Below are 25,415 nucleotides of genomic sequence, written 5' to 3'. Positions count from 1 at the left end.
AGTACAGTGATCATCGCCGCCATATTCATCATTTATTTGGGGGTTATGGTGGCAATCGGAGTAAAACATTACAGCAAAACGGATAGTCTGTCGGAATATATTCTGGGCGGCCGCAAGCTTGGCAGTTGGGTAACTGCCATGTCCGCCCAGGCCTCTGATATGAGCGGGTGGCTTTTAACCGGAGTGCCAGGCATGGCTTATGTGGTTTATACGGGGACTTCGGAGGCCATCTGGACTGCGATCGGCCTGTTTATCGGTACATATCTCAACTGGCTCTTCGTGGCCAAGCGGCTGAGAAAATACACCCAGGTGGCGGGAAATGCCCTTACAATTCCGGATTTCTTTGAAAATCGGTTTCGCGATAAAAAACATATTTTAAGGATCGTTTCCGGTATTTTCATTGTTATTTTCTTTCTAGTCTATACTTCCTCTCAGTTCGCTGCCGGAGGAAAGCTGTTCAATACCATTTTCGGAATGGATTATAAGGCGGGAATGATCGTGTGCGCGGCGATTATTTTGGCATATACGGCGCTGGGAGGCTTTACCGCCGTTTGCTGGACGGATACGATTCAGGGAACCATTATGTTTTTCGCATTGATTATCGTACCGATCATCGCAGTGATTTCCATGGGAGGCATCGACGATGTTTCTTTGCGTCTGGCCCAGTTGACTCCTGAGTCTCTGGGATTCTTTCCGCAGATTTCCGGACATATTAACGGACTGCTTTTGGCTTCGGCCCTTGGATGGGGATTGGGCTATTTTGGGCAGCCCCATATTTTGGTGCGTTTTATGGCCATTGAGAATCCTGACATGATCCGCAAATCGAGAGTGATCGCTATGATTTGGGTAGCAATCACCCTGACCGCCGCTATTGTCATCGGTGTCGTGGGCAAGGCATTCATGCCAAACCTCAGCGATGGGGAGACAATTTACATGTCCATGATCAATACCATGTTTAATCCGGTCATCGCAGGGGTTCTTTTAATTGCCATTCTGGCGGCTATCATGAGTACGGCCAGCTCACAGCTATTGGTGTCCGCGTCGTCTGTTTCGCGGGATCTCTATGCTACGCTTTTTAAAAAGGATACGGACGGCCCCGAAATCGTCTGGGTCAGCAGGTTGACGGTTGTAATTATTTCCGCCATTGCCATTACCATAGCCATTGATCCCGATAGCTCCGTATTCGGGCTCGTGTCCTGTGCGTGGGGCGGATTCGGTTCCGCTTTTGGACCCCTGATCCTTTTTGCCCTTTTCTGGAGAAGGATGACCCTCCCGGGCGCCATCGCGGGTATGATTACCGGAGGCGTTGTGGATCTTCTTTGGTATAACCTGGAAGGCGGTATCTTCGATATCTATGAAATTATTCCCGGATTCATCGCCTCCACGGCAGTGATTATTATTGTCAGTCTGTGCAGCAGGCTGCCGCAGGAAGTAGCGGAAGAATTTGATTCCGTCAAGACAACAAAATTTTAATATAGCAAGGGAGAATAGATTTTATGGCCTTTAAATTACGAGAATATAAGGAACCTGACTTTACTCTGGAAAAATTTGACCGTGCTCCGGACGCGGTGCTGAGGCTGGCACCGAAGGATATGACAGCTCCTCAGAACTTTCATGCGACTTCGATTTTTCCTGAGTATTTCAAAATAGACGGCAAATGGATTCTGGCAGAGGAATCCCGCATGGACTGCGTAGCTGTTTACGAAGAGGGAAAAATCCATGTGAGAGAGTTTCGCAATATTAAGCAGGGAGACCGGATTGTAGTGGGCAGGACCGAGGATTGTGAGGAAGGCATTTATGTCCATGCCGACTGCTTTGAGCAGGAAGAAAATAAGGATACGCCCTTTTCCTTCCGCCAGAGCCGCAGCCGCGAGACAGCCTTTTCCTATGATTATGAACAGCTGATCGAGCTTTTAAAGCATGAGAAAAAACACGGATATGTAGTCTGGGTACTGGGGCCTGCCTGTGCCTTTGATTATGAGGCGCGGGAAGCCTTTTCCAAGCTGGTGGCCGAAGGCTACGTAGACGCGCTGTTAGCCGGAAATGCTCTGGCGACGCACGATCTGGAAGCCGGACTTCTGGGTACGGCCCTGGGACAGGATATCCGCACCCAGAGACCGCACTTTAACGGACATTACAACCATATCGACACTATAAACAGAGTAAACCTCTACGGCTCCATCCCGGCTTTCCTCGAAAAGGAAAAGATTAAGGACGGAATCATATACAGCTGCGTGAAGCACAATGTACCGTTTGTTCTCAACGGTTCGCTGCGGGACGACGGACCGCTGCCAGAGGTGTACGAGCATACATATGTTGGCCAGGACGCAGTAAGAAGCCATGTCCGTAAAGCAACTACTGTTATTGGCATGGCTACGGTACTCCATACCATTGCCACCGGCAATATGACCCCTAACTTCCGGGTAATGCCGGACGGCACCATCAGACAGATCTACTTTTACACAATCGATACCTCCGAGTTTGCGGTCAACAAACTGGGAGACAGAGGAAGTCTGGCGGCCAAAGGGATCGTTACCAATGTACAGGACTTTGTCTGCAACCTGGCAAAGGGCCTGAAACTATAGGATGTTTTAGAGGAGATGAAAAAATGATTGCAGAAAAAATGAAGCCTTTGATGGAGAACAATTCGGCCATCCGAACCATGTTTGAAGAAGGCGATAAGATGCGCGCCAAATACGGCCGTGATAAAGTTTATGATTTCAGTCTGGGAAATCCGGACGCCCCGACTCCTCCGGAAGTCAATCAGGCGATCTGCGATATCGTAAAGGAAGAACCGGACCTGATCCTTCACGGATACATGAGCAACGCCGGATTTGAAGATGTGCGCGAAACTATCGCACAGCATATCAATAAGACCCAGGGAACCAATTTCTCCATGAAGAATATTCTTATGACTGTAGGCGCGGCCAGCGGGTTAAATGTCGCCCTGAAGACGATTCTCAACCCCGGAGAAGAAGTGGTGATCTTTGCTCCGTATTTCCTGGAATACAACTGGTATGTCAATAATTATGACGGAGTTGTGGTCCAGGCGCAAACGGATAAGTCCACCTTCCAGCCGGATCTTGCGGCTTTCGAATCGTGTATTACCGATAAAACGAGAGTCGTTCTCATCAATTCGCCTCACAATCCAACGGGTGTCGTTTATTCTGAGGAAACCATTAAGGGTATTGCGGCTATTTTGGAGAAAAAACAGCAGGAACTGGGACGCACAATCTTCATCATTGCCGATGAACCGTATCGGGAACTGGCTTATGACGGAATTCAGGTGCCCTATGTGACGAAGTATTACGATAACACGATTGTCGCTTACTCCTACAGCAAATCCCTGTCGCTGCCGGGTGAGCGAATTGGCTATCTGGTCATTCCTGACGAATTGGAAGACAGTGAGCTGGTATTCGATACCGCGTCCAACGCCAACCGGATCATCGGATGCGTCAATGCGCCTTCTCTGCAGCAGAAGGTCATCGGTAGATGCGTGGATGCGAAGGTGGATCTCAGCTACTACGATAAAAACAGAAAAGCCCTTTACGAGGGACTCAAAGAATGTGGATTCGAATGCATCATGCCCCAGGGTGCTTTCTATTTGTTCGTGAAGTCGCCTGTGGAGAATGAAGCGGAATTCTGCGAGGCAGCCAAAAAATACAATATCCTGATGGTGGCGGGCAGTGCCTTTGCCGGTCCGGGATATGTAAGGCTGGCCTATTGCGTTTCTTATGAGACGATTGTTAATTCCCTGCCGGGATTTAAGAAGCTGGCGGCAGAATACGGACTGTAAGAAAAAGTGAATGAAAAAAGCGATGCGGAGAAAATGGATTTTTTCTCCGCAAGGGAGCGTATGTTTTAAAAGCAGGTAATAAAAGCCTGCTTTTTTCTATGTCAAAAAACCCGTTTATAAATGCTTGACGCAGCAGTAGCTAAATGGTAAAATATTACATGTAAATAAATGGTATTCAATGACCTGTGTTTCATGTGCGGTACAGAAGATTTTCTTGCCTTCACCGAGCAAACTGGTATACTAAAAGGAGAAAGAAATTGGAGAAAAAGAAGGAACTGAAGGATTTAAATTTACTGGATCGATTTTTGTTTGCCGAAGCCGTGGAGGACCCGGAAATTCTGCAGGATATGCTGGAAATCATTCTGGGAAGGGACGTGGTGCTGAAACATCTGCCCCAGACTGAAAAGGAAGGCCGCCGGGCGGCCTGGAGCCGCCAGATCCGCATGGACGTGTGGGCCATGGATGAGGACGAAGCTATTTACGATGCGGAAGTGCAGAAGAAGAACACCCACAACCTGCCCAGACGGACACGGCTGTATAACGGACTCATCGACAGCAAGCTGCTGGAGTCAGGGGACATCGAATACAACAGGATGAACGACGTGTACATCATTATGATCATGCCCTTTGACCTGTTCGGCAAGGGACTGTACCGTTACACCTTCCGCATGGCCTGCGAGGAAGTGCCCGGGCTGCAACTGGACGATGGAGCCGCCAGGATTTTCCTAAACACCAGGGGAGCCGACCCTGCGGGCGTCAGCGAAGAGCTGATCGCTCTGCTGCGATATTTTGAAGAGACGTCCAAAGAAGTGGCGGAGAACTCTTCCAGCGGAAAGATTCTGAAGATGCAGGAAAAAATCGAACAAATCCGATCCAGCGAGGAGATTGGAGTGAAATACATGAACGCGTATGAGGAGAGACTGCTGGAGTTGCAGGAGGCCAGAGAGGAAGAACGCAAAGCAATGGCTGCAGAGCTGAAAAAGCTGGGCAGACCATTGGAGGAAATTTCGAAGGTTACAAAGATGAGCGTTGAGGAGATTAAGGCCTTATGATACGATCTCTCGATGGAAAAACAGAATGGAACTTTTCACGAACTGATATGATAAAAAGATAGCTGACAGTTTATATGCCTACTGCCAGCTATCTTTTTCGTTAATATACCCTTGTCCTTTTAAACCCTTTCGCCCAAGCTTTCCGCAAATACATCGCCCATGGCCTTTTTCTTGCAGGTTGGGCACAGGACCGGAGCCCCGGGCGGATTGGAAGCCTGATAATGGGCTTCGGTTGTGATAATAGCGCCGCAGCAGCTGCATCTGGCCCAGGCAAATTCTTGATTCCAGATCTTGCGATATTCGGGCGTATCCTCCACCTCAATACAGTTGGTCGGACAAATATCCGCGCAGGCGCCGCAGCCGATGCAGTCCGGAGAAGGAGCGCCGTAGGGCGTGTCAATACGTTTTGTGATTCCCCGGTCCACAGCGCTGATGGCAGAAGCACCCAGGGCGCCGCAATTGGAAACGCACAGCCGGCAGAGGATGCATTGGGTATTGTCCCTGACGGGCAGGGCTGGTTCGGCAGCGATACCGTAACGGTCCATCAGCTCTACAATTGCCGGATTATCCGGGGCCTGCGTATAGAGCAGCCGCAGCATGGTTTTACGGATTCTGGCGATGCGCGGCGAATCCGTCGTCACCTCCATCAGATCCTTTACCTTAAAAGCACAGGCAGCGACAAGTTTTTCCTTGCCTCTATCCATAACCTCAACCATGCACAGCCTGCAGCAGTGGCTTTTCTCAGAAGCCTCATTCCAGCACAGCCCAGGAATGAATATTCCGGCCCGTCTGGCAGCGTCCATAATCGTATCGCCCGGTAAGGCAGGTATTTCTGTTTTATCAATCAACAGCTTCATAATAGACGACCTCCTATTCTACGATAATTGCGCTGAACTTGCAGACATTCCTGCAGTTGCCGCATTTGATGCAGGCATCAGGATCAATGGAAAAGGGTGAGCCGGAAACACCTGAAATGGCCGCTGCAGGGCATTCTTTGCCGCAAAGGCCGCAGCTTTTACAGGCATCGGGATCAATCCGGTAACGGATCAGCGCCGTACAAACGCCGGCCGGACACCGCTTGTCTTTAATATGAGCTTCGTATTCATCCCGAAAATACCGCAGCGTCGACATAACCGGATTGGCAGCTGTTCTTCCCAGTTCACAGAGAGAAGCCTCTTTGGCCGTGTAAGCCAGGTCCTCCAACAGATCCAGGTCGTCCATAGTCCCGCGGCCTTCGGTAATTCGCGTCAGAATATCCAGCATACACCGGAGCCCTTCGCGGCAGGGCGTACATTTTCCGCAGGATTCGCCAGCCAGGAAATTGAGGTAATAGCGGGCCAGCTCCACCATGCATGTGGTATCATCCATAACGATCATGCCGCCGGAACCCATCATGGAGCCGCTTTCCTTCAGCGAATCGAAGTCAATCTCAAGATCCAGCATTTTTTCCGGAATACAGCCGCCCGACGGGCCTCCGGTCTGAACGCCCTTGAACTTTCCGCCGTCCTTAACTCCGCCGCCGATATCGAAGATCAAGTGGCGCAGCGTGACTCCCATGGGGACCTCCACAAGTCCCGTTCGCTGGACTTTTCCTACGAGAGAGAAAACCTTCGTTCCTTTGCTGCTGTCCGTCCCCAGCTCAGCAAATTTTTCGCCGCCATTTAAAAGAATATAGGGAATATTAGCCAGGGTTTCCACATTATTTAGAACCGTTGGCTTTTCAAACAGACCCTTTTCTACGGAACGGATATATTTGACCCGGGGTTCGCCTACTTTTCCTTCGATAGAAGTCATCAGAGCCGAAGACTCGCCGCAGACGAAAGCTCCGCCGCCGCGGACAATCTCACAGTCAAAATCAAAGCCGCTGTTTTGAATATTTTTCCCTAAAAATCCATGTGCCCTGGCATCTTCGATGGCCGTTTTCATGTGAGCCAGAGCCAGATCATATTCATCGCGGATATAGAGAAAGCCCTGATGGGCTCCAATTGCGTAGGCGCCGATCACAAGGCCCTCCAGGACAGTGTGGGGATCGCCTTCCATGATGCTCCGATCCATAAAGGCTCCGGGATCGCCTTCATCGCCGTTGCAGAGCATGTATTTCACATCTCCGGGAGCCTCACTGCATGATTTCCATTTGACTGCGGTGGGAAAGCCCGCTCCGCCCCGGCCTCTGAGACCACTGACGCGAACCTCTTCAATGACTTGTGCGGGTGTCAGCGCAAGGGCTTTCCGCAGACCTTTATAGCCGTCGCGCTTAAGATAATCATCCAGTGAAGCCGGATCTATAATTCCGGTATTGCGCAGAGCAACTTTATGCTGTGTCGCATAGAACGGATTGGCCGAGCGGTCAGTGTGGGGCTGGCCGTCGTCATCCATATAGAGCAGGCGCTCCACCGGATGGGCGCCCAGACTGTCCAGTATTTCCTGCGTATCCTCCGGCTGGACACGGTAGTAGGTAATATTATCGGGCAGTATTGTCACCACCGGCCCCAGCTGGCAAAGCCCGTTGCATCCGACCTTTTTTGCGACAGGCTTGATGCTGACATCCATCCCCTGGCTGTTTCGCAGGAATTCGCCGGCCACTTCCCTGGCTCCGTGAACCAGACAGCCGGTATCGCAGCAGATCAGAATCTCCCTCATCATGTGTTCGCCTCCTTTTCCGCAGATGTTTCTCCGTCAAGTAATTCTCTGGCCTTCTGCGGAGTCATGTTTCCATGGAAAGTTTCGCCGCAGACCACTACCGGCGCAATGGCGCAGGAGCCTACGCAGTTGACTGTTTCCAGCGAAAAGAGTCCGTCTTCCGTGGTTTCTCCGGCGTTGATACGCAGCGCACGCTGGATTTCATTGAGGATGCTCTGGCTTCCCCGGATGTGACAGGCAGTGCCGTCACATATTTTGAGGATAATTTTTCCTTTCTTCTGCAGGCTGAGAGCCTTATAAAAGGTAGCCATTGAAAACAGCTGCGATATGGGAACATCCAGGTAACCGGCAGCCTGCGTCAGACTATCGGCGGAAATATACCCGTATTCCCGCTGAAGAGCCTGAAGGATCGCCAGAGAAAATCGTTCTTCGGGGGGAAATTCCTTCAGCACCTCGTCGATTGTTTTCATTTCCTTATCCAAATTTCCACATCCTTTCATCATCCTCCGGCAATGCGGGGGAATAGGTATACCTGATCCGTTTCCTGAATGACCGTCGCAGGCCCCTGCAGAAAATCGATGTTTCTGCCATTGAGAAGAAAAATAACCTGATGATCGATGTCCTCGCCCTCGTGATAAAGGACCCGATCGGCAAACTTTTTTCCGTGGCGCCGGCCGAGATATCTCAGGAGCTCAAGGGCAGTTATGGGTGCAAGGTCGAGCTTTTCTTCCTTGCACCCGGTGTCCTGCCGGTAATAGGCAAAATATTTAACGATCATTCACTTAGCTCCAGTTCCGAGAGCTTTTCTTTGGTCGGAACGCCGTTTTGATCGTAACCGCGCAGCTGGTAGTATTCGTCCAGCATTTCCGGTACATGGCTGACCTGCCCCTTGGCTGCGCCTTCGGGGATCGGTTCATCGTAAAGGCGAGGAGGCAGCTGATCGTCCTGACGGGTGAACCCTTCTTTCAGATTGTACTGACGCTCCAGCGTCCAGATGCGGTCGCCGGTTTTCAAAAGATCCTCGTCGGAGATATCCCAGCCAAGAGCCGTGCGAACCATAGGAGCGATTTCGGCAAGTCCGATACCAAAGGTAGTAAACAGGCAGATACCGATGGAATCCACCACTGCCGTCAGATCCTGAAAGACTTTCAGGGTAGCGGCTTTTCCCTCCGTAACCAGGGGATCCATTTTTTCTGGAATTCCCAGGATTTCCGGCGAGGTCATATAGCCGCGGACATGGCATCCGCCTCTGTTGGAAGTGGCGTATTCCAGGCCGATCCCCTGCATGCTCCGTCCGTCGTAGGCAGGCATTTCCTGTTTTTTAACAGACATGGACAGCTCAGGATGACCGAATTTTTCCGCCAGACGATAAGAGCCCTGAGCCAGCAGATCGCCAAAACCTTCACGATTGATTGTTTTCATAGTGAAATCTACGATGCTCTGCGCGTTGCCAAAGACGAGATCGCCGCCCAGTTCTTTTTTGTCCAGGTAACCGTCGTCCACCAGCTCCATGGCACAGGCAAAGGTTGAACCCAGTGTGATCGGATCCAGACCGTACTCGTTGCAGAGGAAATTTACCTTGCAGATAGCGGCCAGATCGTTTATGCCGCAGGAAGCGCCCAGAGCCCAGGCTGCTTCATATTCCGGGCCTTCGCCGGAGGAGGCAAAAGGTCCCTCCTTGACTTTTGTGACACGGCCGCAGGCAATCGGACAGCCCTGACAGCCTTTATTCCGCACCAGATATTTTTCCACAAGTGCTTCGCCGGAGATGTCCTCAGCATCTTTGTATACTGCGCCATCGCGCCAGTTATGCTGCGGCATGGCCCCCGAACCGTTGATGATGTTGACTAAGATTTCTGTTCCGTAGGCTGCCAGCCCTTCTCCTGTGACAGGGTTATCCGCCAGGATCTGACGGGCTTTTGTGCAGGCCTCCATAAAACCTTCGTCATCGGCCACCGTAAGGCCGCCGGACCCCTTTACAACAATGGCTTTCAGATTTTTGCTGCCCATTACCGCACCCAGTCCGCCTCTGCCGGCCGCCCTGTTTTTATCGTTCATGATGGACGCATAGAGAATTTTCTTTTCTCCGGCAGGACCGATGCAGCAGACCTTGGCATCGATGTCCGTAGATTCTCTGAGCAGGTCAGTCGTTTCAAATACGGTCTTTCCCCACAGATCCTCCGCGCCGCGCAGTTCGAAGGTGTCAGCCTTTATATAAAGGTAGACAGGGGCTTTGGCAGCGCCGCTGAAAATAATTCCGTCATATCCGGCATATTTTAGTTCCGGCCCGAAATAGCCGCCGGAATTGGCACAGCCAATGGTGCCGGTCAGGGGAGCTTTGCTGATCCACATCAGTCTTCCTGAGCTGGGAGCAAAGGTGCCGGTCAGCGGGCCGGTCATAAGTATCAGTTGATTTTCAGGGGAGAACGGGTCGGCATGAGGACCGGTTTCATCCATATAGATTTTGGTACCCAGGCCGCGGCCTCCCAAATATTTTTTCGCAAGGGCCATATCCAGCAGTTCTTCCTGAATGCTGCCCGACGTCAGATCCACCCTCAGCAGTTTTCCTGCATATCCGTACATTACAGCGCCTCCTCTCCCAAAACATCTTTAAATTTCTCTGCCAGAGCTTTCCTCTTTAGCAGAGATGAAGGCATCGCCTCTTTGAAAGCGATGGCTCCCGACGGACAGAATTTTGCGCACTGGGGATCACCGCCGCACAGGTCGCATTTAAAAACACCAGTGCTGTCCAGGGCCATATTGCCCAGAGGACAGGCGGAAATACACATCTTGCAGCCAATGCATTTTTTCTGATCGACGATCATCGCGCCGTCTGCGTTTCGTTCAATGGCTGAAACAGGACAGATTTCCGCACAGCAGGCATCCTCGCACTGTGTGCACATGATCGGTACGCAGATCATTGCCGCGTCATAAGGAATTACGGAGACTGCGGACCGCTGCGGGTTGAACTCTTTGGTTCTGTTAAAGGAACAGACCAGTTCACATGTTTTGCAGCCCAGACATTTTTCCGGCTGCAATACCATTGTCTTTGCCATAATATTTTCGGTTTATATAAAAACCGATTCACCTCCTTCTTACAATTCATTCGCTTACAAAATCTTTCGACCGATATGATGCCCACAAAAAAAGCAAAAGGACATCACTGCGGACGATGTCTCCTTTGCATAATGGCAGGCATGCCGATTACTCCGCATACCCTGACGTTTTTACCGGCGGCAGGGCCTTTTCCACAATAGCCAAGGTTTCCGTCAAATAAAAATCGGAGAATAAATTCAGAATATTCTTATTATAGTATAATGTACTCCTACGCAAATTCATTGTCAATAAATTGAACAAAAAAACATAGAAAATACAGCAAGATTATACAGAAAAAGGAATTGACGAATAATTGACAATCAAGGAGAAACTGGGTTATAATCAAAACTATAAAGCGACAAATTAAATAACTCCGATTTTCGTATGACACTCCGTGCCAGCGAGAACGTCAGGGTAGCAAAAGCGATTTTGCTGCCTGCCATTGTGCAAAGGAGAGTCTTAAAGGCCCGCAAGCCGCGGAGAGACTGACTTTGCATTTTTTGTTTGTGGGATTTATGCTAAATGTTGAAAGGAAGAGGAAAAAATGAAGCGACTGAAGTTTAAAAAGGAGACGTGTATCGGCTGCCAGCTTTGCGCTCAGGTCTGCTCAGCGATGAAGGAAGGCGAATATGTTCCTTCCAAGGCGAGAATCTTTATTGAGACCTGCTATGACAATGGCAACCTGAAGTATCATGACAATTACTGCATTTTATGCGGAATGTGCGCGAAAGCGTGTCCTGTAGATGCGATCAAGATCGGCGAATACATAGAGGTGGATATGGATCAGTGCATCGGCTGCGGAGCCTGCGCGGATAAATGTCCGAAGAAAGTCGTGCGTATCAGAGACGAAAAGGCTTACATCTGTGACACCTGCAAGGGCGATCCGATGTGTGTTAAAACTTGTCCGCAGAACGCACTGACATTTGAGTAGGGAGGAGGATAATCATGACTGAGAATAAAACAATGCTTGGGTATCAGAATAAAGTTTTAAGAATTGACCTGACGAAAAAAGGCGTATCCTTCGAACCGCTCCGCATGGACTTTGCAAGAAAATATGTGGGTTCAAAGGGTCTGGCTATCCGTTATATGTATGAAGAACTGGATCCGGGAATCGATCCGCTGGGACCGGAAAACAAACTGTTCCTGACGACCGGCCCGCTGACCGGAACTCCGGTACCTTGCTCCGGAAAACTGTCCGTAGCGGCAAAATCACCGGCTACCGGAACGATGAACGACTGTTCCATCGGAGGACACGTCGGCATTAAACTTAAATTTGCCGGCTATGACATGGTCATCTTTGAAGGAAAACTGGATAAGCCGGGATACGTGCTCATCGAAGACGGAAAGATCCGCTTTATGGACGCATCCGATCTGTGGGGTCTGGGTTCCCATGAGGCAGAAGACATCCTGTCCAAAAAATATGGAACCGACTACAGCATCATGTCCATCGGACCTGCCGGCGAAAACCTGAATATCATGGCCTGCATCAACTCCGACTATTACAGACAGGCCGGAAGAGGCGGAATCGGAGCCGTAATGGGTTCCAAGAACATGAAAGCTATCGTTATCCGCGGAACAGGCGGCGTAAAGGTAAACGATATTGAAAATACAACTAAGAGAATCGTCGAACTTCTCCGCGAAAACGTGGTGACGGAAGACAATGACTTTATCTTTCACGATGGTACAACCGCATTCCTGGAGGCCTGCAACGACGGCGGAATCCTTCCTTGGAAGAACTTCTCCGATACAACCGATGAAAAATGGACCGAATACAACGGCGATGTACTGAAAAAGTACAGAGTCGGAAAGCGCGGCTGCGGAAGCTGCGGCCTGGGCTGCGGAAACTTCCTCAAGATCGGCGACGCCATCTGTGAAGGACCGGAATACGAGTCCATATCCGTAGCAGGCCCGAACGCGGGTATCCGCGATCCGGAAAAGATCGTAAAATTCAACGAAGTGGCTGACAATATGGGACTGGATACCATCAGTGCCGGCGACACGATTATCTGGGCTATGGAAATGACCGAAAAGGGAATCCACGATTTCGGCATCAAATTCGGAGAAGCCGATAAGATGATCCATTATCTGGAACTGATTGCGAAGAACGAAGGCGTTGGCGCGGATCTGGCTCTCGGTACAAAGAGAGCTTCCGAAAAGTTCGGCGGCACCGAATTCGCAATGCAGGTTAAGGGTCTGGAATATCCGCAGTATGAGCCGCGTGGTTCCTGGGCGATGTCCGTATCCTATGCCGTATCCGACAGAGGAGCCTGCCACATGCGTTCCTATGCGCCGAATCTGGAAGTATTCGAAGCTGCTGCGCCTCCATATACCGGCGAGAACAAAGGACAGCTGGTCTACGACCTGGCCGAATTTAACGCTATTAAGTTCTCCCTGTGCATCTGCGACTTCTGGGGAAGCATTACTTATGAAATCATGGCGGAACTCCTGACCATGGTAACAGGCGTAGAATGGACAGTAGAAGATATGAGCAAGATCGGACGCCGCGTCATCAATATCGGACGCGCGTTCAACCAGAGAGAAGGCTTTGACAGAAAGAACGATACCGTTCCAAAGCGTGTCGTAACGGAAGCTCTGCAGAATGGTCCGGCAAAAGGACAGGTAATTCCGCAGGAAGTATTCGACGATATGCTCAGCCAGTATTATGACGTAATGGGCTGGGATGAAAACGGTATGATGCCGGAAGAATTGATCGCCTCACTGCTGTAAAGCAAAAAACTTCAAAAAGTGGCTTTTTGCCGCAGCAAAAATGATGTATAATAAAAGAGTGTTTGGATAATATCCTACACTCTTTTTTACAAGGAGGAATTATGGAGATCACAATCACGCTCAGGGGCACTCTTAAAAAATACTTCGGCCAGGATAAAGAGCGGAAGGTAGAAGTGCCGGATAACTGTACCTGTGACGAAGCGTTGCAGACGGTAGGTATCAATTACAAAGAAATCCCCAGTTTTGGGTTCGTGGCAGTCAATGGCATGCGCGTCATGATCTATGACCGGCTGTCGCCAGGGGATGAGCTGAAGGCTTACTCGAGAATATCGGGAGGCTGATCGGCAGGTCCGTTGTTGCTGGAACACACAAGGAAGGGTAATATGTTTGAAAAACACCTGGGAAAATTTAACCGTAAGATGGAGGTCGCAGTCATCGGGCTGGCGATCGTCGTAATTGTTTTAGGTGTGTGCGCGTTCCTACAGTTCACAAAACCTTTCGCAGTGTCGGAAGATGGCGTGAAAGTAGAAGAACCTTGGGTGGTAAAAGTAGGCGATAACGAAGCTTTCGTTGTTGCCAGCGAAAAAGAAGGAAAGGCTGTTATCGAGGGGATAAAGAACAGCTATGTTACGGAGAATACAAAAAAGGAGTCTACGACCCTGTCTCCGGAAGTTGCCGTAGTGGAAAAGGAGCTACAGAGAGGCGATGAATCGCCGACCGTCGTTGATGCGGACGACGCGGTGGCTCAGATTGTCGCGGCCAATCAGACGGCCGAGCCGATCGTTACTGTGACCACTACCGAAGAGGTGGCGAAAACAGAAGCCATCGATTATAAGACGGAATACAAAGAAAGTGATAAGCTTTACAGAGGCGAAGAAAAGGTAGCGACAAAAGGCAAAAAGGGAAAGAAGACGATTGTCAGCCAGGTGACCAAGCAAAACGGTCAGCCGGTTGCCGAAAAGGTCGTAGCTACTACTATCGACCAGGAGCCTGTCGCCAAAGTCATTGAAAAGGGAACCAAGACCATGACGGCCAGCAAGGCGTCGCAGGTCGTTTCCAGAGGCGGAGCCGCCATGGGAAGAGGTTCGGGAAAAGAAGTAGTCAATTATGCCCTGCAGTTTGTAGGCAATCCGTATGTGTACGGAGGAACCAGCCTTACCAACGGAACAGACTGCTCCGGGTTTACCATGAGCGTATATGCGAAATTCGGAGTTTCGCTTCCTCATTCTTCCAGTGCGCAGCGTTCATGCGGCAAGGAAGTGCCCTACAGTGAAGCAAGGCCCGGCGATATCATCTGCTATGCGGGTCACGTGGCCATCTATATCGGGAACGGCAAGATTGTCCATGCCAGCACGCCAAGCACAGGTATCAAGGTAAGCAGCGCGACTTACAAAAAAATAATTACAGTAAGAAGAATCATTGAATAAAAAAGGCAGGGGATTATGAGAACGACGATTACAGAGGACAGAAAGAAAATGCTGAAGATCGCTGTGGCAGGACTGGCTCTTGTAGTTCTGATCCTGGGAGTATGCAGCTTTCTGCAGATGACAAAGCCTTACGCTGTTTCGGATGACGGTTCCAGGATACAGGAGCCGTGGGCGGTAAAGATAGGCGACAAAGAGGCATTTGTCGTTGCCAGCCAAAAAGAGGGACAGGCCGTCATAGACGGCATCAAGGAGAAATACAGTACCGCCAATACAAAGGCAGGAGCTACCAGCCTTTCCCCGGCAATGAGCGTTGAGAAAAAAGATCTGAAGCGCTCGGGAAAGACAATCAATGTAACTGCGGCTGATGATGCCGTAGAGCAGATTGTCACCGCTGCTGCGGCTGGTCAGCCTTTGGTGAGCGTAACCACAGTGGATCAGGTATCCAGAACGGAAAAGATCGCTTATCAGACCGAATACCGGATTGATAATAAACTGGATAAAGACGAAAAGAAAATCATTACCCAGGGTCAGGAGGGCGGCAAGCTGATTACCAGCCAGGTAGTTCGGGTTAACGGAAACGTGATGTCCGAAGAAGTGGTATCAGAAAAAGTGACGCGCCAGCCCGTGGCGATGGTGGTAGCAAAAGGCGACGATACTGTCAAAGACGATGCGGTGCTGACTGCCGCAAAGGCAAAGGAGACGGAGAAACCGACATCGGAAGCTCAGACAGAGCCGGCCACGGAACCGACATCTGCGGAAAAACAGGACAAGCCTGAAGAGCAGCAGACTGTACCGGTAGTCGCGGCTGCTGAGAAAGAGCCGAGCAAGGCGACACAGCCTTCGACTGCTGCTGTGCCTTCGACAGAGAGTACAAAGCCGACAAAAGCGACGACAGAAAAGCCGACGACCAAACCAACAACAGAAAAACCGACAACCAAGCCAACTACGGAAAAACCAACGACTAAGCCAACAAAGGAACCATCGAAACCAACGAAGCCTCCGGCTTCGAGCAATAAGGGGCAGGCGGTTGTGGACTATGCACTGCAATTCGTAGGCAACCCATATGTATATGGGGGTTCCAGTCTGACCCACGGCACGGACTGTTCCGGGTTCACCATGAGCGTATACGCCAAATTCGGCATTTCGCTGCCCCACTCTTCCAGTGCGCAGCGTTCCTGCGGAAGGGGAGTATCTTACAGCCAGGCGAAACCGGGAGACATCATTTGCTACAGCGGGCATGTGGCGCTGTATATGGGCGGCGGTAAGATTGTCCATGCCAGCAACCCGACGGATGGAATCAAAATTAGCAGTGCTACCTATAGAGATATACTTACAGTAAGAAGGATCATTGAATGATAATCCCAGACAGATATGAGAGAAATATCGGTACGATTACGCCCGAGGAAAATGATAAGCTGAAAGCTTCGTGGGTTTTGGTGGCCGGATGCGGCGGCCTGGGAGGCCATGTGATCGAGGGCCTGGCCAGATTGGGCGTGGGTCATGTTACTGCTGTGGACGGAGATGTTTTCTGCGCCAGTAACTTGAACCGCCAGCTTTTATCCACCGAACGAACGCTTGGAAGACATAAAGCGCTGATCGCTCAGGAACGAATCAAGACCGTAAATTCAGAGGTGGAGGTTCATCCCCTCTGCTACTATATCAACGAGGAAAATGTAAAAGGAATCGTGACCGGCCGCTATAACGCTGTCGTGGACGCTCTGGACAACATCCCCAGCAGGCGGATATTGGAAAAGAGCTGCAGGGAGCAGAATATTCCCCTGATTCACGGTGCCATTGCGGGTTGGCACGGACAAGTGTCCGTCATATGGCCCGGTGATGAATTCTTTGACAAGATTTACCCGCCGGGAGCCAATAAAGGCGCGGAACAGGAGACCGGCAATCCCAGCTTTACTCCTGCGATGGTTGCGGCGGTTGAGGTGGCGGAGACGGTAAAACTTCTTCTGGGGAAACCCCAGGTGCTGCGAAACAGACTTTTGACCATTGATCTGCTCAATCAAGAGTACGAGATCATCGACTTATAACAAATGAATAAAAAATTGTTCCGAGTCAATACAGCCTAACCGCTCATCTATAGAGCGAACGGCACTTGACCGTTTAGGGTCTTTGGGGAAACTCTCTGGCCTCCCAGTGTGGAAAGGAATATGATGTATGTCAAAATACAGAATATAGCCTTTCATTCAATTGCGATGAAAGGCTTTTTTACTGTTCTGTTTTTGTATAAGTTATTATTATATGTTACTGAGGAGGAGAAACATGAGAAGTAAGAAAAGAATTTTTGCAAGCGTGCTTGCCCTGATGATGGTGCTTTCCACAGCATTAGTGCTGGGCGCCTGCGGCAGCGGAGACGACAAAGAGGCGGCCAAAGAACCGGCCAATCCAAAGCTGATTCTGGCTACGACTACCAGCACCAAGGACAGCGGACTTCTGGACGCAATTCTGCCGGAATTTGAAAAAGAAAGCGGATATAAAGTGGACGTTATTTCCGTAGGCTCCGGCGAAGCTATGGCTATGGGCGAAAAGGGCGAAGCTGACGTTCTGCTGGTACATTCACCGGCTGCTGAAAAGGAATATGTTGAAGGCGGGCACGCGGATAAAGACGGAAGACTGGACGTTATGTACAACGATTTCGTTGTTCTGGGACCAAAGGATGACCCTGCTGCCATCGAAAAGAATTCAAAGGAAGACGCAATTAAGGCGTTTACTGCGATCAAGGATCAGAAGAAGACTTTCGTATCCAGAGCCGATGATTCCGGTACTCATAAGAAAGAGCTTTCCATCTGGGAAAAAGCCAAGATTCAGCCGAAAGGCGACTGGTACGTGGAGGCTGCCGCAGGAATGGGCGATGTAATCACTATGACCGATGAAAAGACCGGTTACACCCTTTCTGACAGAGCAACCTGGCTGAACGTAGGAAAGAACACACAGCTGAAGATCGTCTGCGAAAAAGACCCCAGCGGCGTGCTCAATAACCAATACGGCGTTATCTGTGTAAACCCTGAAAAGAACGAAAACATCAACGCTGAGGGCGCAAAAGCCTTCCAGACATGGATCGTTTCCAAGGATACACAGAAGCTGATCGGAGAATACGGCACAGAAGAGTACGGAGAAGCTCTGTTCGTTCCAAATGCAAAATAATTGGTTTGACAAGCAAAGGACAGGAGACATTCCTGTCCTTTTTTGATATAATGTGACTGATTTGTGAAAGGATAATTTATGGATGCAATTGGACATGGAATTATCGAAGCTTTTAAACTGATTTTTTCGGGGGACAGAGAAATTTTTGAGATTGTCGGTCTCTCGCTTTACGTTTCCTGCTTTTCGGTGGTTTTTTCCACCTGCCTGGGAATCCCCCTGGGGATTCTGCTGGGAACCCATCAATTCAAAGGAAAAGGAATTATCGTCAGATTGATTTATACCTTCATGAGTCTGCCTCCGGTTATCGCGGGTCTGACGGTCTTCTTAATTCTGATGCGCAGAGGCCCCCTGGGAAGCCTGCAGCTTAATTATACGGTGACCGCTATGATTATCGCGCAGATCTGTCTGGTTACGCCGATTATCATTGGTCTGACTTACAATATGGTGAAAGAAAAAGCGCCGGTGGTCAATCGCCTGGGTATAACGCTGGGAGCGGAGCCTCTGGCACGCATGAAGCTGCTGATTTACGAGATGCGGGTGGGAATTACCACGGCGGTGGTTACCGGATTTGGCCGTGCGATTTCCGAGGTGGGTGCCGTGATGATCGTAGGCGGCAATATTAAAGGGCAGACGCGGGTTATGACCACCTATATATCCGAACTTAAAGGGATGGGGAATTATGACCGGGCCATAGCTGTGGGCATCATCCTGCTGGTGCTGTCGTTTCTGGTAAATGCCATACTGTATAATTTTCAAGAACGGGAAAGCAGATAGGAGGGATGGCATGGAACTGAGCTTTGAACATTTGACACGGGCCTATGAGGGAAAAACTGTACTGGACCTGGAACACGGATCGATCAAAAGCGGCAGCAGAACCGGGATCATCGGACCCAATGGAGCGGGGAAAAGCACGCTGCTCAATCTCATCGCCGGGTTGGATCAGGCGACTTCGGGGAAAATCTATTATAACGGGGAAGCGCGGATCCCCGGGGAAGCGATCACACTGGTTTTCCAGACGCCCTATTTGATTTCCGCCACGGTGGAGAAAAATATCGCCTATCCTCTCAAGCTGCGGGGATGGGCCGAGGAAAAAATTGAAGAACGGGTTGGTTTTCTCTGCGAGGAGCTGAATCTCACCGGGATGAGAAAGAAAAAAGCCTGGAAACTGTCGGGAGGGGAAACCCAGAAGGTGGCCCTGGCCCGGGCGCTGTCCTTTCATCCGAGGCTGCTGCTGCTGGATGAGCCCACGGCCAATATCGATCCGGCCACTACGGCGGAAATTGAAAAAATGCTGATAAAAATCAACGAAGAGGAAAAAACTACGGTTGTACTGATTACACATAATCTGGCGCAGGCCCGCAGAACCTGCGATCGATGCCTGTTCCTAAAAGGCGGAAAACTGATCGAGGAAGGAAACGCACAGCAGATACTGGCAGCACCGAAAAATGAACTGACCAGAAAATTTATCGCCGGAGAACTGCTGATTTAAGGAGAGATGTCAATGAGAGTCATTATGGTAAAAGGGTTTTCCAAGACGGGAAAGACCACTACGGTCACGCAGATCATAAAAGAGCTGCGGAGACGGGGCTATAGCGTAGGCACGGTAAAAGATATCCATTATCAGGGATTTACGATGGACCATCCCGATACAGACACCTACAAGCACGCCAAAGCGGGCGCTGAGCGGGTAACCGCCCTGGGAGAAAAGGAAACGGACATTCTCTTTTCACGGAGAATGGAAATTGACGCGGTGCTGAAATACTACAAGGAGGACTTTGTCATTCTTGAAGGGGACAGCGGAGCTGACTGCCCTGCGATTCTCACAGGAGCCACAGAGGAAGATCTGGAAAAACGCATGACGGATAACGTGATCGCCGTGTCGGGGATCATTTCCGGAAAGCTGAACCGCTACGGAAAGCTTCCGGTGATAAACTGTTTAGAGGAGGTAGAAAAAATGGCCGATTTAATTGAAAAGGCGACAGCCAGAGAAAAGGAAGAGGCGGATGTGATTCTTACCATAGACGGAGTGGAAATTCCTATGGTTCCATTCGTAAAGAATACGCTGAAAAATGTTGTCATCGGTGCGGTAAAAGCGCTGGACGGGTATGAAGAAGGAAAAGAAATCGAAATTCGGGTGAAGTAAATGGCAGATATAGAGAAGATCGTAAAGAGGCAGAAAGCTTATTTTAAATCGGGCGCTACCGGCAGCACAGCCGCAAGAAAGGCTATGCTGGGAGCTTTAAAGAAGAACATCCGGGAGATGGAATACGACATTCTGGAAGCATTGCGAAAGGATCTGGGAAAAAGCGCTTCCGAAGGTTATATGAGCGAGGTGGGCATGGTCCTTGAGGAAATCTCATACATGCAGAAGCATGTCCAGTCCCTTGCCAGAGAAAAACGGGTGAGGACGCCCCTGGTCCAGTTTCATTCCAGAAGCTACGTCAAGCCCTGTCCATATGGGACCGTATTGATTATGAGTCCGTGGAATTATCCGTTCCTTCTGACCATGGCGCCTCTGGTCGATGCCCTGGCAGCGGGCAACACGGCCGTACTCAAGCCGGGAAACGCTTCGGCCAATACCAGCAGGATTATGGCGGAGCTGATCGCCAAGACCTTCCCGCCGGAGCTGGTGACCGTGGTGGAAGGCGGCAGAGAGGCCAACAGCCAATTGCTGGAGGAGAAATTTGATTACATATTTTTTACCGGCGGCAAAACGGTAGGCCGCCTGGTTATGGAAAAAGCAGCCAAGCATCTGACTCCGGTGTCTCTGGAGCTGGGAGGCAAGAGCCCCTGTATCGTGGATGAGACGGCAAACCTGCCGCTGGCGGCTAAACGGCTGGTGTTCGGCAAGTTCCTCAATCTGGGACAGACCTGTGTTGCTCCCGATTATCTTTTGGTACACAGATCCGTAAAGGAGGAGCTGCTCTTTTATATTGAAGATGCGATCTGCTCCCAATTCGGGCAGATGCCTCTCAACAACCCCGATTACGGCAATATCATAAATGAAAAACATTTCCAAAGGCTGCTGGGGCTGATAGAAGGCGAAAACGCACGCATCGGCGGAGGATACGACGACAGCCGGCGAATCGAACCTACGGTTCTCACGGATGTGACCATGGAAAGCCCGGTCATGCAGGAGGAGATCTTCGGTCCGATCCTGCCGGTACTGGAATTCGATACCATAGGAGAAGCCATGGAGACTATAGAAATGCATCCTACCCCGCTGGCGCTCTATTTGTTCACGCGGAGAAAGTCTGTCAAAGACAGAGTCACCGCGGAAATCGCTTTTGGGGGCGGATGCATCAATGATACGATTATTCATTTGGCCTCAACGCAAATGGGCTTTGGAGGCGTGGGTGAAAGCGGTATGGGCGCTTATCACGGAAAAACCGGTTTTGATACCTTCACCCATTACAAGAGTCTGGTCGATAAGAAAACCTGGATTGACCTTCCGTTCCGCTACGGCCCGTATGCAGAGTGGAAAACGAAAGTTGTCCGCGCTTTTATTAAGTAATGCCAGGATGCCCGTTACTTCAGGGCAACGTCCAGCTCGAACCAGAAGGTAGTCCCTTCTCCCAGGGTGCTGTTCACTCCATAGTTGGCTTTGTGCAGGGAGAGGATCTCCTTGACAATGGACAGACCTAATCCGGTTCCGGTAGTAGAGCGAACCATATTGGAGCTTGCCTTGTAGTAACGCTCCCAGATGTGGGGCAGCTCGTCCGCCGGTATGCCGACTCCGTGATCCTGTATCTGGCACAGCACATGGCGGCCCCTTTTCTTAATAATCACGTTGACGGTCTTATCGTCGCCGCAGAACTTAAGCGCGTTATTAATCAGATTAGAGAAAACCTGCTTCATTCTCTCCGGGTCCGCATCGACAATAATATCGTCGCGGCAGTCCAGAGTGATCCTGTAGCCGTCCTCCTCCATCAAAAGCTTGTAGGACAGCAGAATGCCTTCCACCACTTCCTTGATATTGAAGTGGGTTCTTTCTATGACAATGACCCCTGACTGCATTCGGGAAAGAGTCAGCATATCGTTTACCAAAAGATTAAGCCTGTCCGCTTCATCGATGATGACCTGCAGATGGGCGTTTCTCTTCTGGGGATTATCGCCGGACAGATCCCGAATCATTTCCGCATAGGACTTGACCATGGTAAGGGGCGTCCGCAGATCATGAGAAACATTGGCAATCAGATCCTTCTGCAGCATGGAGGATTTCTCCAATTCAATAGAAGCACGGGTCAGAGTATCGGCCAGATTGTTCAGCTCCGAATAATGGCCGCCCTTAAAGACGACCCCGTACTGGCCCTGGGCAAGCTTTCCTGCCGACTTAGTGATATCCCGAATCGGCGTGGTGATGCGGGTGGCGAGATAAATCGACAAAACCAGCGCCAGAGCGAGGGATATGGCCGTGACATAAGCCAGCTGGTTGGTCAGAATTTCAATGGTTGTGGAAACCGGCCACAGCGGTGAAAAGACGTAGGCGATCAGATCCGGCTTGTTGCCGTTGGATAAAAGCAGGCTTCCGCAGGCCAGTAGCCGCTTGGAATCCTTGCCGTTGCCAATGGGGAGTTGTACGGAGGTCTGATGCTTTAATTCCATTTCCTGTCTTACCCGCAGCATCTCCTGGCTGTAATCCCGGAGCGAGTTTTCCCGGTAATACATGAAGAACGGCGCGCCGCCCAAGTGAGTGACGTAAATTGTCATATCCACGGACTCGGCCAGTTCGGACAGATTCGCATAAAAGGTACTGACATCATCCTCGGCATAAGCCTTCTCAATATTGGTGACCACCTTTTCTGTCTTAGCCTTCTTCATGGTCACATAAAAGGTATTGAGAAACAGCACCTGCAGGGTCCACAGCACCAGCATGAGCAATACGGCAAATACGATAAAATATAAGCATACTTTGAATTTAATGCTGTTTGTATCAATTTTAAACTTCAAATTTATAACCCACTCCTCTGAGTGTGACGATATAGTCACGATATTTTCCAAGATTGTTTCTGAGATTTTTTATATGGGTATCGATGGTACGGTCGTCTCCGAAAAAGTCGTATCCCCATATGTCGGACAGGAGTTTGTCCCGGGAAAGAGCGATATTTCTGTTTTCCACCAGATAGAACAGCAGATCGTATTCCTTTGGCGTCAGCTCCACCTTTTCGCCGTCCACGGTGACCGTTCTGGCGGCAATATTGATGCACAGTCCGCCGAATTCAAGCACCTGGGGCTGCGTGGGCGCGCCTCCCTTGCGTCTGGAAAGCACAGCGTTTACCCGGGCCATCAGCTCCTTGGGGCTGAAAGGCTTGACTACGTAATCGTCAATTCCCAGTTCAAAGCCGAACAGTTTATCGTATTCTTCGCTTCTGGCCGACAGCATGATGATGGGAATGTCCTTGATTTTTTTGATTTCCTTGCAGGCCGTAAACCCATCCAGCTTCGGCATCATAATATCCATAATAATCAGATCGTAATCATTGAGCTTGCAAAGCCCTACGGCAGTCATGCCGTCGGCGGCCTCCGTAACTTCGAATCCGTTGAACTCCGAATATTCACGAATGACCTCCCGTATTTTCTGCTCGTCGTCTACCACTAATATTTTTGACATAGACAGTCTCCTCCCCGATTTTGAATTTCTATCCTACAGAATACCGATAATTTGTGACTCCTGTGTGATAGCTTTGTAGTTATTGTAACATAATTATTTTAAAACTTCCGGGAATTTTGATTAAAATTTTGGTTGACAGTCAAAAATCCTTATGATAAAATTAACAATTTATTTACTTGACAGACATGTTCGGGGTGACTTATACTTAATACTAGGTGTAGACTGGAGGTAAATAGTATGTATACCATAGGAGACAAAATTGTATATCCAATGCATGGTGCCGGGGTGATCGAGCAAATTGAAGAAAAAGAGATCCTCGGTGAGCAGAGAGAGTACTACGTCCTGAAAGTGCCTTGCGGTGACATGAAGATCATGATACCGGTAGATTCCAGCGATGAAATCGGCGTAAGAAACATCATCAGCGCGGAAGAGATCAAGACGGTCCTTTCCGTACTGGCTGACGTATCTTCGGAGATGCCTCACAACTGGAACCGGCGGTACCGCGAAAACATGGAAAAACTCAAGACCGGAGATGCGGTCGAGGTAGCGGAGGTTGTAAGAAACCTCACTCGTACGGACAGAGAGAAAAAGCTGTCCACAGGGGAAAAAAAGATGCTTACCAATGCAAGACAGATCCTGCTGAGCGAAATGGTTTTGGCAGGTGGCATGGATACGGCCAGGGCCGACATCCTTATTGACGAAGCTGTATAATTTATCAGGCTCCGTTAATAAGGCCTGCGGGCCGCGCTTTAAGCGCATGCTATACCGAATATGGGGAAAGGAGGTGAAGGGATGCTGAGAAAATTAATGAGGGTCGTTTTTACTATCGTAGGCGCCATAGTAGGCTATGGTGTATTTTTATTGGCGAAGTTTTTGGTCGGACTTTCCGACTATGGGGACAAGATTCATCTGTCCAATACACAGGAAATCTGTGTTGTGGCTTTATGCGCACTTATTTTTGGATTAATATTTTTCAGGCTCACACCTACGCTGGGAAAACAGAGCAGCAAGGTTGCCGACAATATTGAAACGGATCTGCAGAAGATTTCCACCAACGATATCGTCATGGGAACGGTAGGCCTGATCGCAGGACTGGTCATCGCCTATCTGATCAGCAGGATCTATGTAGGAGTTCTGAATCCTCTCGTAGATGTAGTGCTGAATATCGTTACTTACTTTGTACTGGGATTTTTGGGTGTGGTTATTGCCACGAGAAAAGGTTCGGACATCCGCACGGCCTGGTTCGCATCCAGGAAAGCGGGGGACGCAGGCGGCAAAAGCAAAGGCAAACACGATGCTACGCCGAAGATCTTCGATACCAGTGTTATCATAGACGGCAGAATCGCCGATATCATGAAGACCGGCTTCATCGAGGGACCTATCGTCATCCCGGAATTTGTTCTGGTGGAACTGAGGCATATTGCCGACTCATCCGATTCGCTGAAAAGAAACCGCGGACGCCGCGGGCTGGACATACTCAATAAGATTCAGAGCGATTACGGAATCGAGATCTATAATACTGCCTCGGAAAAAGCGCTGGACGAGATTCCGGAAGTGGATGTCAAGCTTCTCAAACTGGCTCAGATTATGAACGGCAAGGTGGTAACCAATGACTTTAACCTGAATAAAGTGGCCGGGATTAAGGGTGTGGACGTGCTCAACATCAATGAACTGGCCAATACGCTGAAGCCTGTGGTGCTGCCGGGAGAAGAGATGACTCTGTTCCTGGTGAAAGAAGGAAAAGAAAACAATCAGGCAGTGGCTTATCTGGACGACGGTACGATGATCGTAGTGGAAGAAGGCAGACGCTATATCGGAAAGACGATTAAGGTACTGGTAACCAGCGTGCTGCAGACAGCCGCAGGGCGAATGATATTTGCAAAGCCTCGCGTAAAGTAGGAGGAGACCGC

At 49.9% G+C, this 25,415-nt stretch carries 25 protein-coding genes and 2 riboswitches; of the genes, 17 read left to right on the top strand and 8 right to left on the bottom strand.

Going from position 1 to position 25,415, the window contains the following annotated elements:
• Window positions 1–6 precede the first annotated feature (6 nt).
• From putP to NE619_RS02515, 4 genes are all read left to right on the top strand, one after another.
• Entirely contained in the window at window positions 7–1,473 is a 1,467-nt protein-coding gene (gene putP, locus NE619_RS02530; RefSeq protein WP_330640662.1) for a sodium/proline symporter PutP, read from the top strand.
• A 23-nt stretch (window positions 1,474–1,496) separates the two neighbouring features.
• Window positions 1,497–2,585, top strand: a complete 1,089-nt coding sequence (locus NE619_RS02525; RefSeq protein ID WP_256130788.1) for a hypothetical protein — start codon at window positions 1,497–1,499, stop codon at window positions 2,583–2,585.
• 23 nt (window positions 2,586–2,608) lie between these two features.
• Entirely contained in the window at window positions 2,609–3,796 is a 1,188-nt protein-coding gene (locus NE619_RS02520) for a pyridoxal phosphate-dependent aminotransferase (protein ID WP_256130787.1), read from the top strand.
• 257 nt (window positions 3,797–4,053) lie between these two features.
• Window positions 4,054–4,848, top strand: coding sequence for an Rpn family recombination-promoting nuclease/putative transposase (locus NE619_RS02515; protein ID WP_256130786.1), 795 nt, complete (start codon window positions 4,054–4,056; stop codon window positions 4,846–4,848).
• Between the two features lie 119 nt (window positions 4,849–4,967).
• Here NE619_RS02515 and NE619_RS02510 read toward each other — a convergent pair whose 3' ends face one another.
• The 6 genes from NE619_RS02510 to NE619_RS02485 are packed head-to-tail and all read right to left on the bottom strand — an operon-like array spanning window position 4,968 to window position 10,544.
• Complete coding sequence (locus NE619_RS02510) at window positions 4,968–5,705, bottom strand: 2Fe-2S iron-sulfur cluster-binding protein (RefSeq protein WP_256130785.1); 738 nt, start codon at window positions 5,703–5,705, stop codon at window positions 4,968–4,970.
• Window positions 5,706–5,718: 13 nt separating this feature from the next.
• Window positions 5,719–7,491, bottom strand: a complete 1,773-nt coding sequence (locus NE619_RS02505; RefSeq protein WP_305146557.1) for an NADH-ubiquinone oxidoreductase-F iron-sulfur binding region domain-containing protein — start codon at window positions 7,489–7,491, stop codon at window positions 5,719–5,721.
• Window positions 7,488–7,970: a complex I 24 kDa subunit family protein gene (locus NE619_RS02500; protein ID WP_256130784.1), complete on the bottom strand. Its 483-nt coding sequence runs from the start codon at window positions 7,968–7,970 to the stop codon at window positions 7,488–7,490. Before NE619_RS02500 ends, NE619_RS02505 begins: the two co-directional genes overlap by 4 nt.
• A 17-nt stretch (window positions 7,971–7,987) precedes the next feature.
• Window positions 7,988–8,266 (bottom strand): MoaD family protein, encoded by a 279-nt coding sequence (locus NE619_RS02495; protein ID WP_256130782.1) that lies wholly within the window; start codon window positions 8,264–8,266, stop codon window positions 7,988–7,990.
• Window positions 8,263–10,071, bottom strand: coding sequence for an aldehyde ferredoxin oxidoreductase family protein (locus NE619_RS02490; RefSeq protein WP_256130781.1), 1,809 nt, complete (start codon window positions 10,069–10,071; stop codon window positions 8,263–8,265). The genes NE619_RS02495 and NE619_RS02490 overlap by 4 nt, the downstream gene beginning before the upstream one ends.
• Window positions 10,071–10,544, bottom strand: coding sequence for a 4Fe-4S dicluster domain-containing protein (locus NE619_RS02485; protein WP_256130780.1), 474 nt, complete (start codon window positions 10,542–10,544; stop codon window positions 10,071–10,073). Before NE619_RS02485 ends, NE619_RS02490 begins: the two co-directional genes overlap by 1 nt.
• Window positions 10,545–10,648: 104 nt before the next feature.
• Window positions 10,649–10,786, bottom strand: a riboswitch (molybdenum cofactor riboswitch).
• A gap of 342 nt (window positions 10,787–11,128) precedes the next feature.
• Here NE619_RS02485 and NE619_RS02480 point away from each other — a divergent pair.
• The 11 genes from NE619_RS02480 to NE619_RS02430 all read left to right on the top strand — a co-directional run bounded on the left by NE619_RS02480 (window position 11,129) and on the right by NE619_RS02430 (window position 21,408).
• Entirely contained in the window at window positions 11,129–11,515 is a 387-nt protein-coding gene (locus tag NE619_RS02480) for a 4Fe-4S binding protein (protein WP_256130779.1), read from the top strand.
• Window positions 11,516–11,529: 14 nt separating this feature from the next.
• Complete coding sequence (locus NE619_RS02475) at window positions 11,530–13,311, top strand: aldehyde ferredoxin oxidoreductase family protein (protein WP_256130778.1); 1,782 nt, start codon at window positions 11,530–11,532, stop codon at window positions 13,309–13,311.
• A gap of 101 nt (window positions 13,312–13,412) precedes the next feature.
• Window positions 13,413–13,652 (top strand): MoaD/ThiS family protein, encoded by a 240-nt coding sequence (locus tag NE619_RS02470; RefSeq protein ID WP_256130777.1) that lies wholly within the window; start codon window positions 13,413–13,415, stop codon window positions 13,650–13,652.
• Window positions 13,653–13,694: 42 nt separating this feature from the next.
• Window positions 13,695–14,738, top strand: coding sequence for an NlpC/P60 family protein (locus NE619_RS02465; protein ID WP_330640651.1), 1,044 nt, complete (start codon window positions 13,695–13,697; stop codon window positions 14,736–14,738).
• Between the two features lie 15 nt (window positions 14,739–14,753).
• A complete protein-coding gene (locus NE619_RS02460) occupies window positions 14,754–16,094 on the top strand; it encodes an NlpC/P60 family protein (protein ID WP_256130776.1) in 1,341 nt (446 codons plus the stop codon).
• Entirely contained in the window at window positions 16,091–16,780 is a 690-nt protein-coding gene (locus tag NE619_RS02455) for a HesA/MoeB/ThiF family protein (protein WP_256130775.1), read from the top strand. The genes NE619_RS02460 and NE619_RS02455 overlap by 4 nt, the downstream gene beginning before the upstream one ends.
• Before the next feature lie 6 nt (window positions 16,781–16,786).
• Window positions 16,787–16,916, top strand: a riboswitch (molybdenum cofactor riboswitch).
• Between the two features lie 96 nt (window positions 16,917–17,012).
• Entirely contained in the window at window positions 17,013–17,894 is an 882-nt protein-coding gene (locus NE619_RS02450; RefSeq protein ID WP_256130774.1) for a substrate-binding domain-containing protein, read from the top strand.
• A gap of 78 nt (window positions 17,895–17,972) precedes the next feature.
• Window positions 17,973–18,668, top strand: a complete 696-nt coding sequence (locus tag NE619_RS02445; protein ID WP_256130773.1) for an ABC transporter permease — start codon at window positions 17,973–17,975, stop codon at window positions 18,666–18,668.
• Between the two features lie 10 nt (window positions 18,669–18,678).
• Window positions 18,679–19,383: an energy-coupling factor ABC transporter ATP-binding protein gene (locus NE619_RS02440; protein WP_256130772.1), complete on the top strand. Its 705-nt coding sequence runs from the start codon at window positions 18,679–18,681 to the stop codon at window positions 19,381–19,383.
• 12 nt (window positions 19,384–19,395) lie between these two features.
• A complete protein-coding gene (mobB, locus tag NE619_RS02435; protein ID WP_256130771.1) occupies window positions 19,396–20,037 on the top strand; it encodes a molybdopterin-guanine dinucleotide biosynthesis protein B in 642 nt (213 codons plus the stop codon).
• The gene (locus NE619_RS02430) at window positions 20,038–21,408 is read left to right on the top strand and encodes an aldehyde dehydrogenase (protein WP_256130770.1); all 1,371 of its coding nucleotides are present in this window, start codon (window positions 20,038–20,040) and stop codon (window positions 21,406–21,408) included.
• A gap of 14 nt (window positions 21,409–21,422) precedes the next feature.
• On the opposite strand, the gene NE619_RS02425 is transcribed toward NE619_RS02430, so the two are convergent.
• Both NE619_RS02425 and NE619_RS02420 read right to left on the bottom strand, forming a co-directional pair.
• Complete coding sequence (locus tag NE619_RS02425) at window positions 21,423–22,844, bottom strand: sensor histidine kinase (protein ID WP_256130769.1); 1,422 nt, start codon at window positions 22,842–22,844, stop codon at window positions 21,423–21,425.
• Window positions 22,834–23,505, bottom strand: coding sequence for a response regulator transcription factor (locus NE619_RS02420; protein ID WP_256130768.1), 672 nt, complete (start codon window positions 23,503–23,505; stop codon window positions 22,834–22,836). Before NE619_RS02420 ends, NE619_RS02425 begins: the two co-directional genes overlap by 11 nt.
• A 237-nt stretch (window positions 23,506–23,742) precedes the next feature.
• Between NE619_RS02420 and NE619_RS02415 the strand changes: the two genes are divergently transcribed.
• Window positions 23,743–24,216: a CarD family transcriptional regulator gene (locus NE619_RS02415; protein WP_256130767.1), complete on the top strand. Its 474-nt coding sequence runs from the start codon at window positions 23,743–23,745 to the stop codon at window positions 24,214–24,216.
• Between the two features lie 81 nt (window positions 24,217–24,297).
• Window positions 24,298–25,404, top strand: a complete 1,107-nt coding sequence (locus NE619_RS02410; RefSeq protein WP_256130766.1) for a PIN/TRAM domain-containing protein — start codon at window positions 24,298–24,300, stop codon at window positions 25,402–25,404.
• Window positions 25,405–25,415 lie beyond the last annotated feature (11 nt).

It is taken from the genome of Anaerovorax odorimutans, from assembly GCF_024459955.1.
Classification (GTDB): domain Bacteria; phylum Bacillota; class Clostridia; order Peptostreptococcales; family Anaerovoracaceae; genus Hominibacterium; species Hominibacterium odorimutans_A.
The sequence above is the reverse complement of the archived record's forward strand: the minus strand, read 5'-3'. Positions and strand labels throughout refer to the sequence as shown.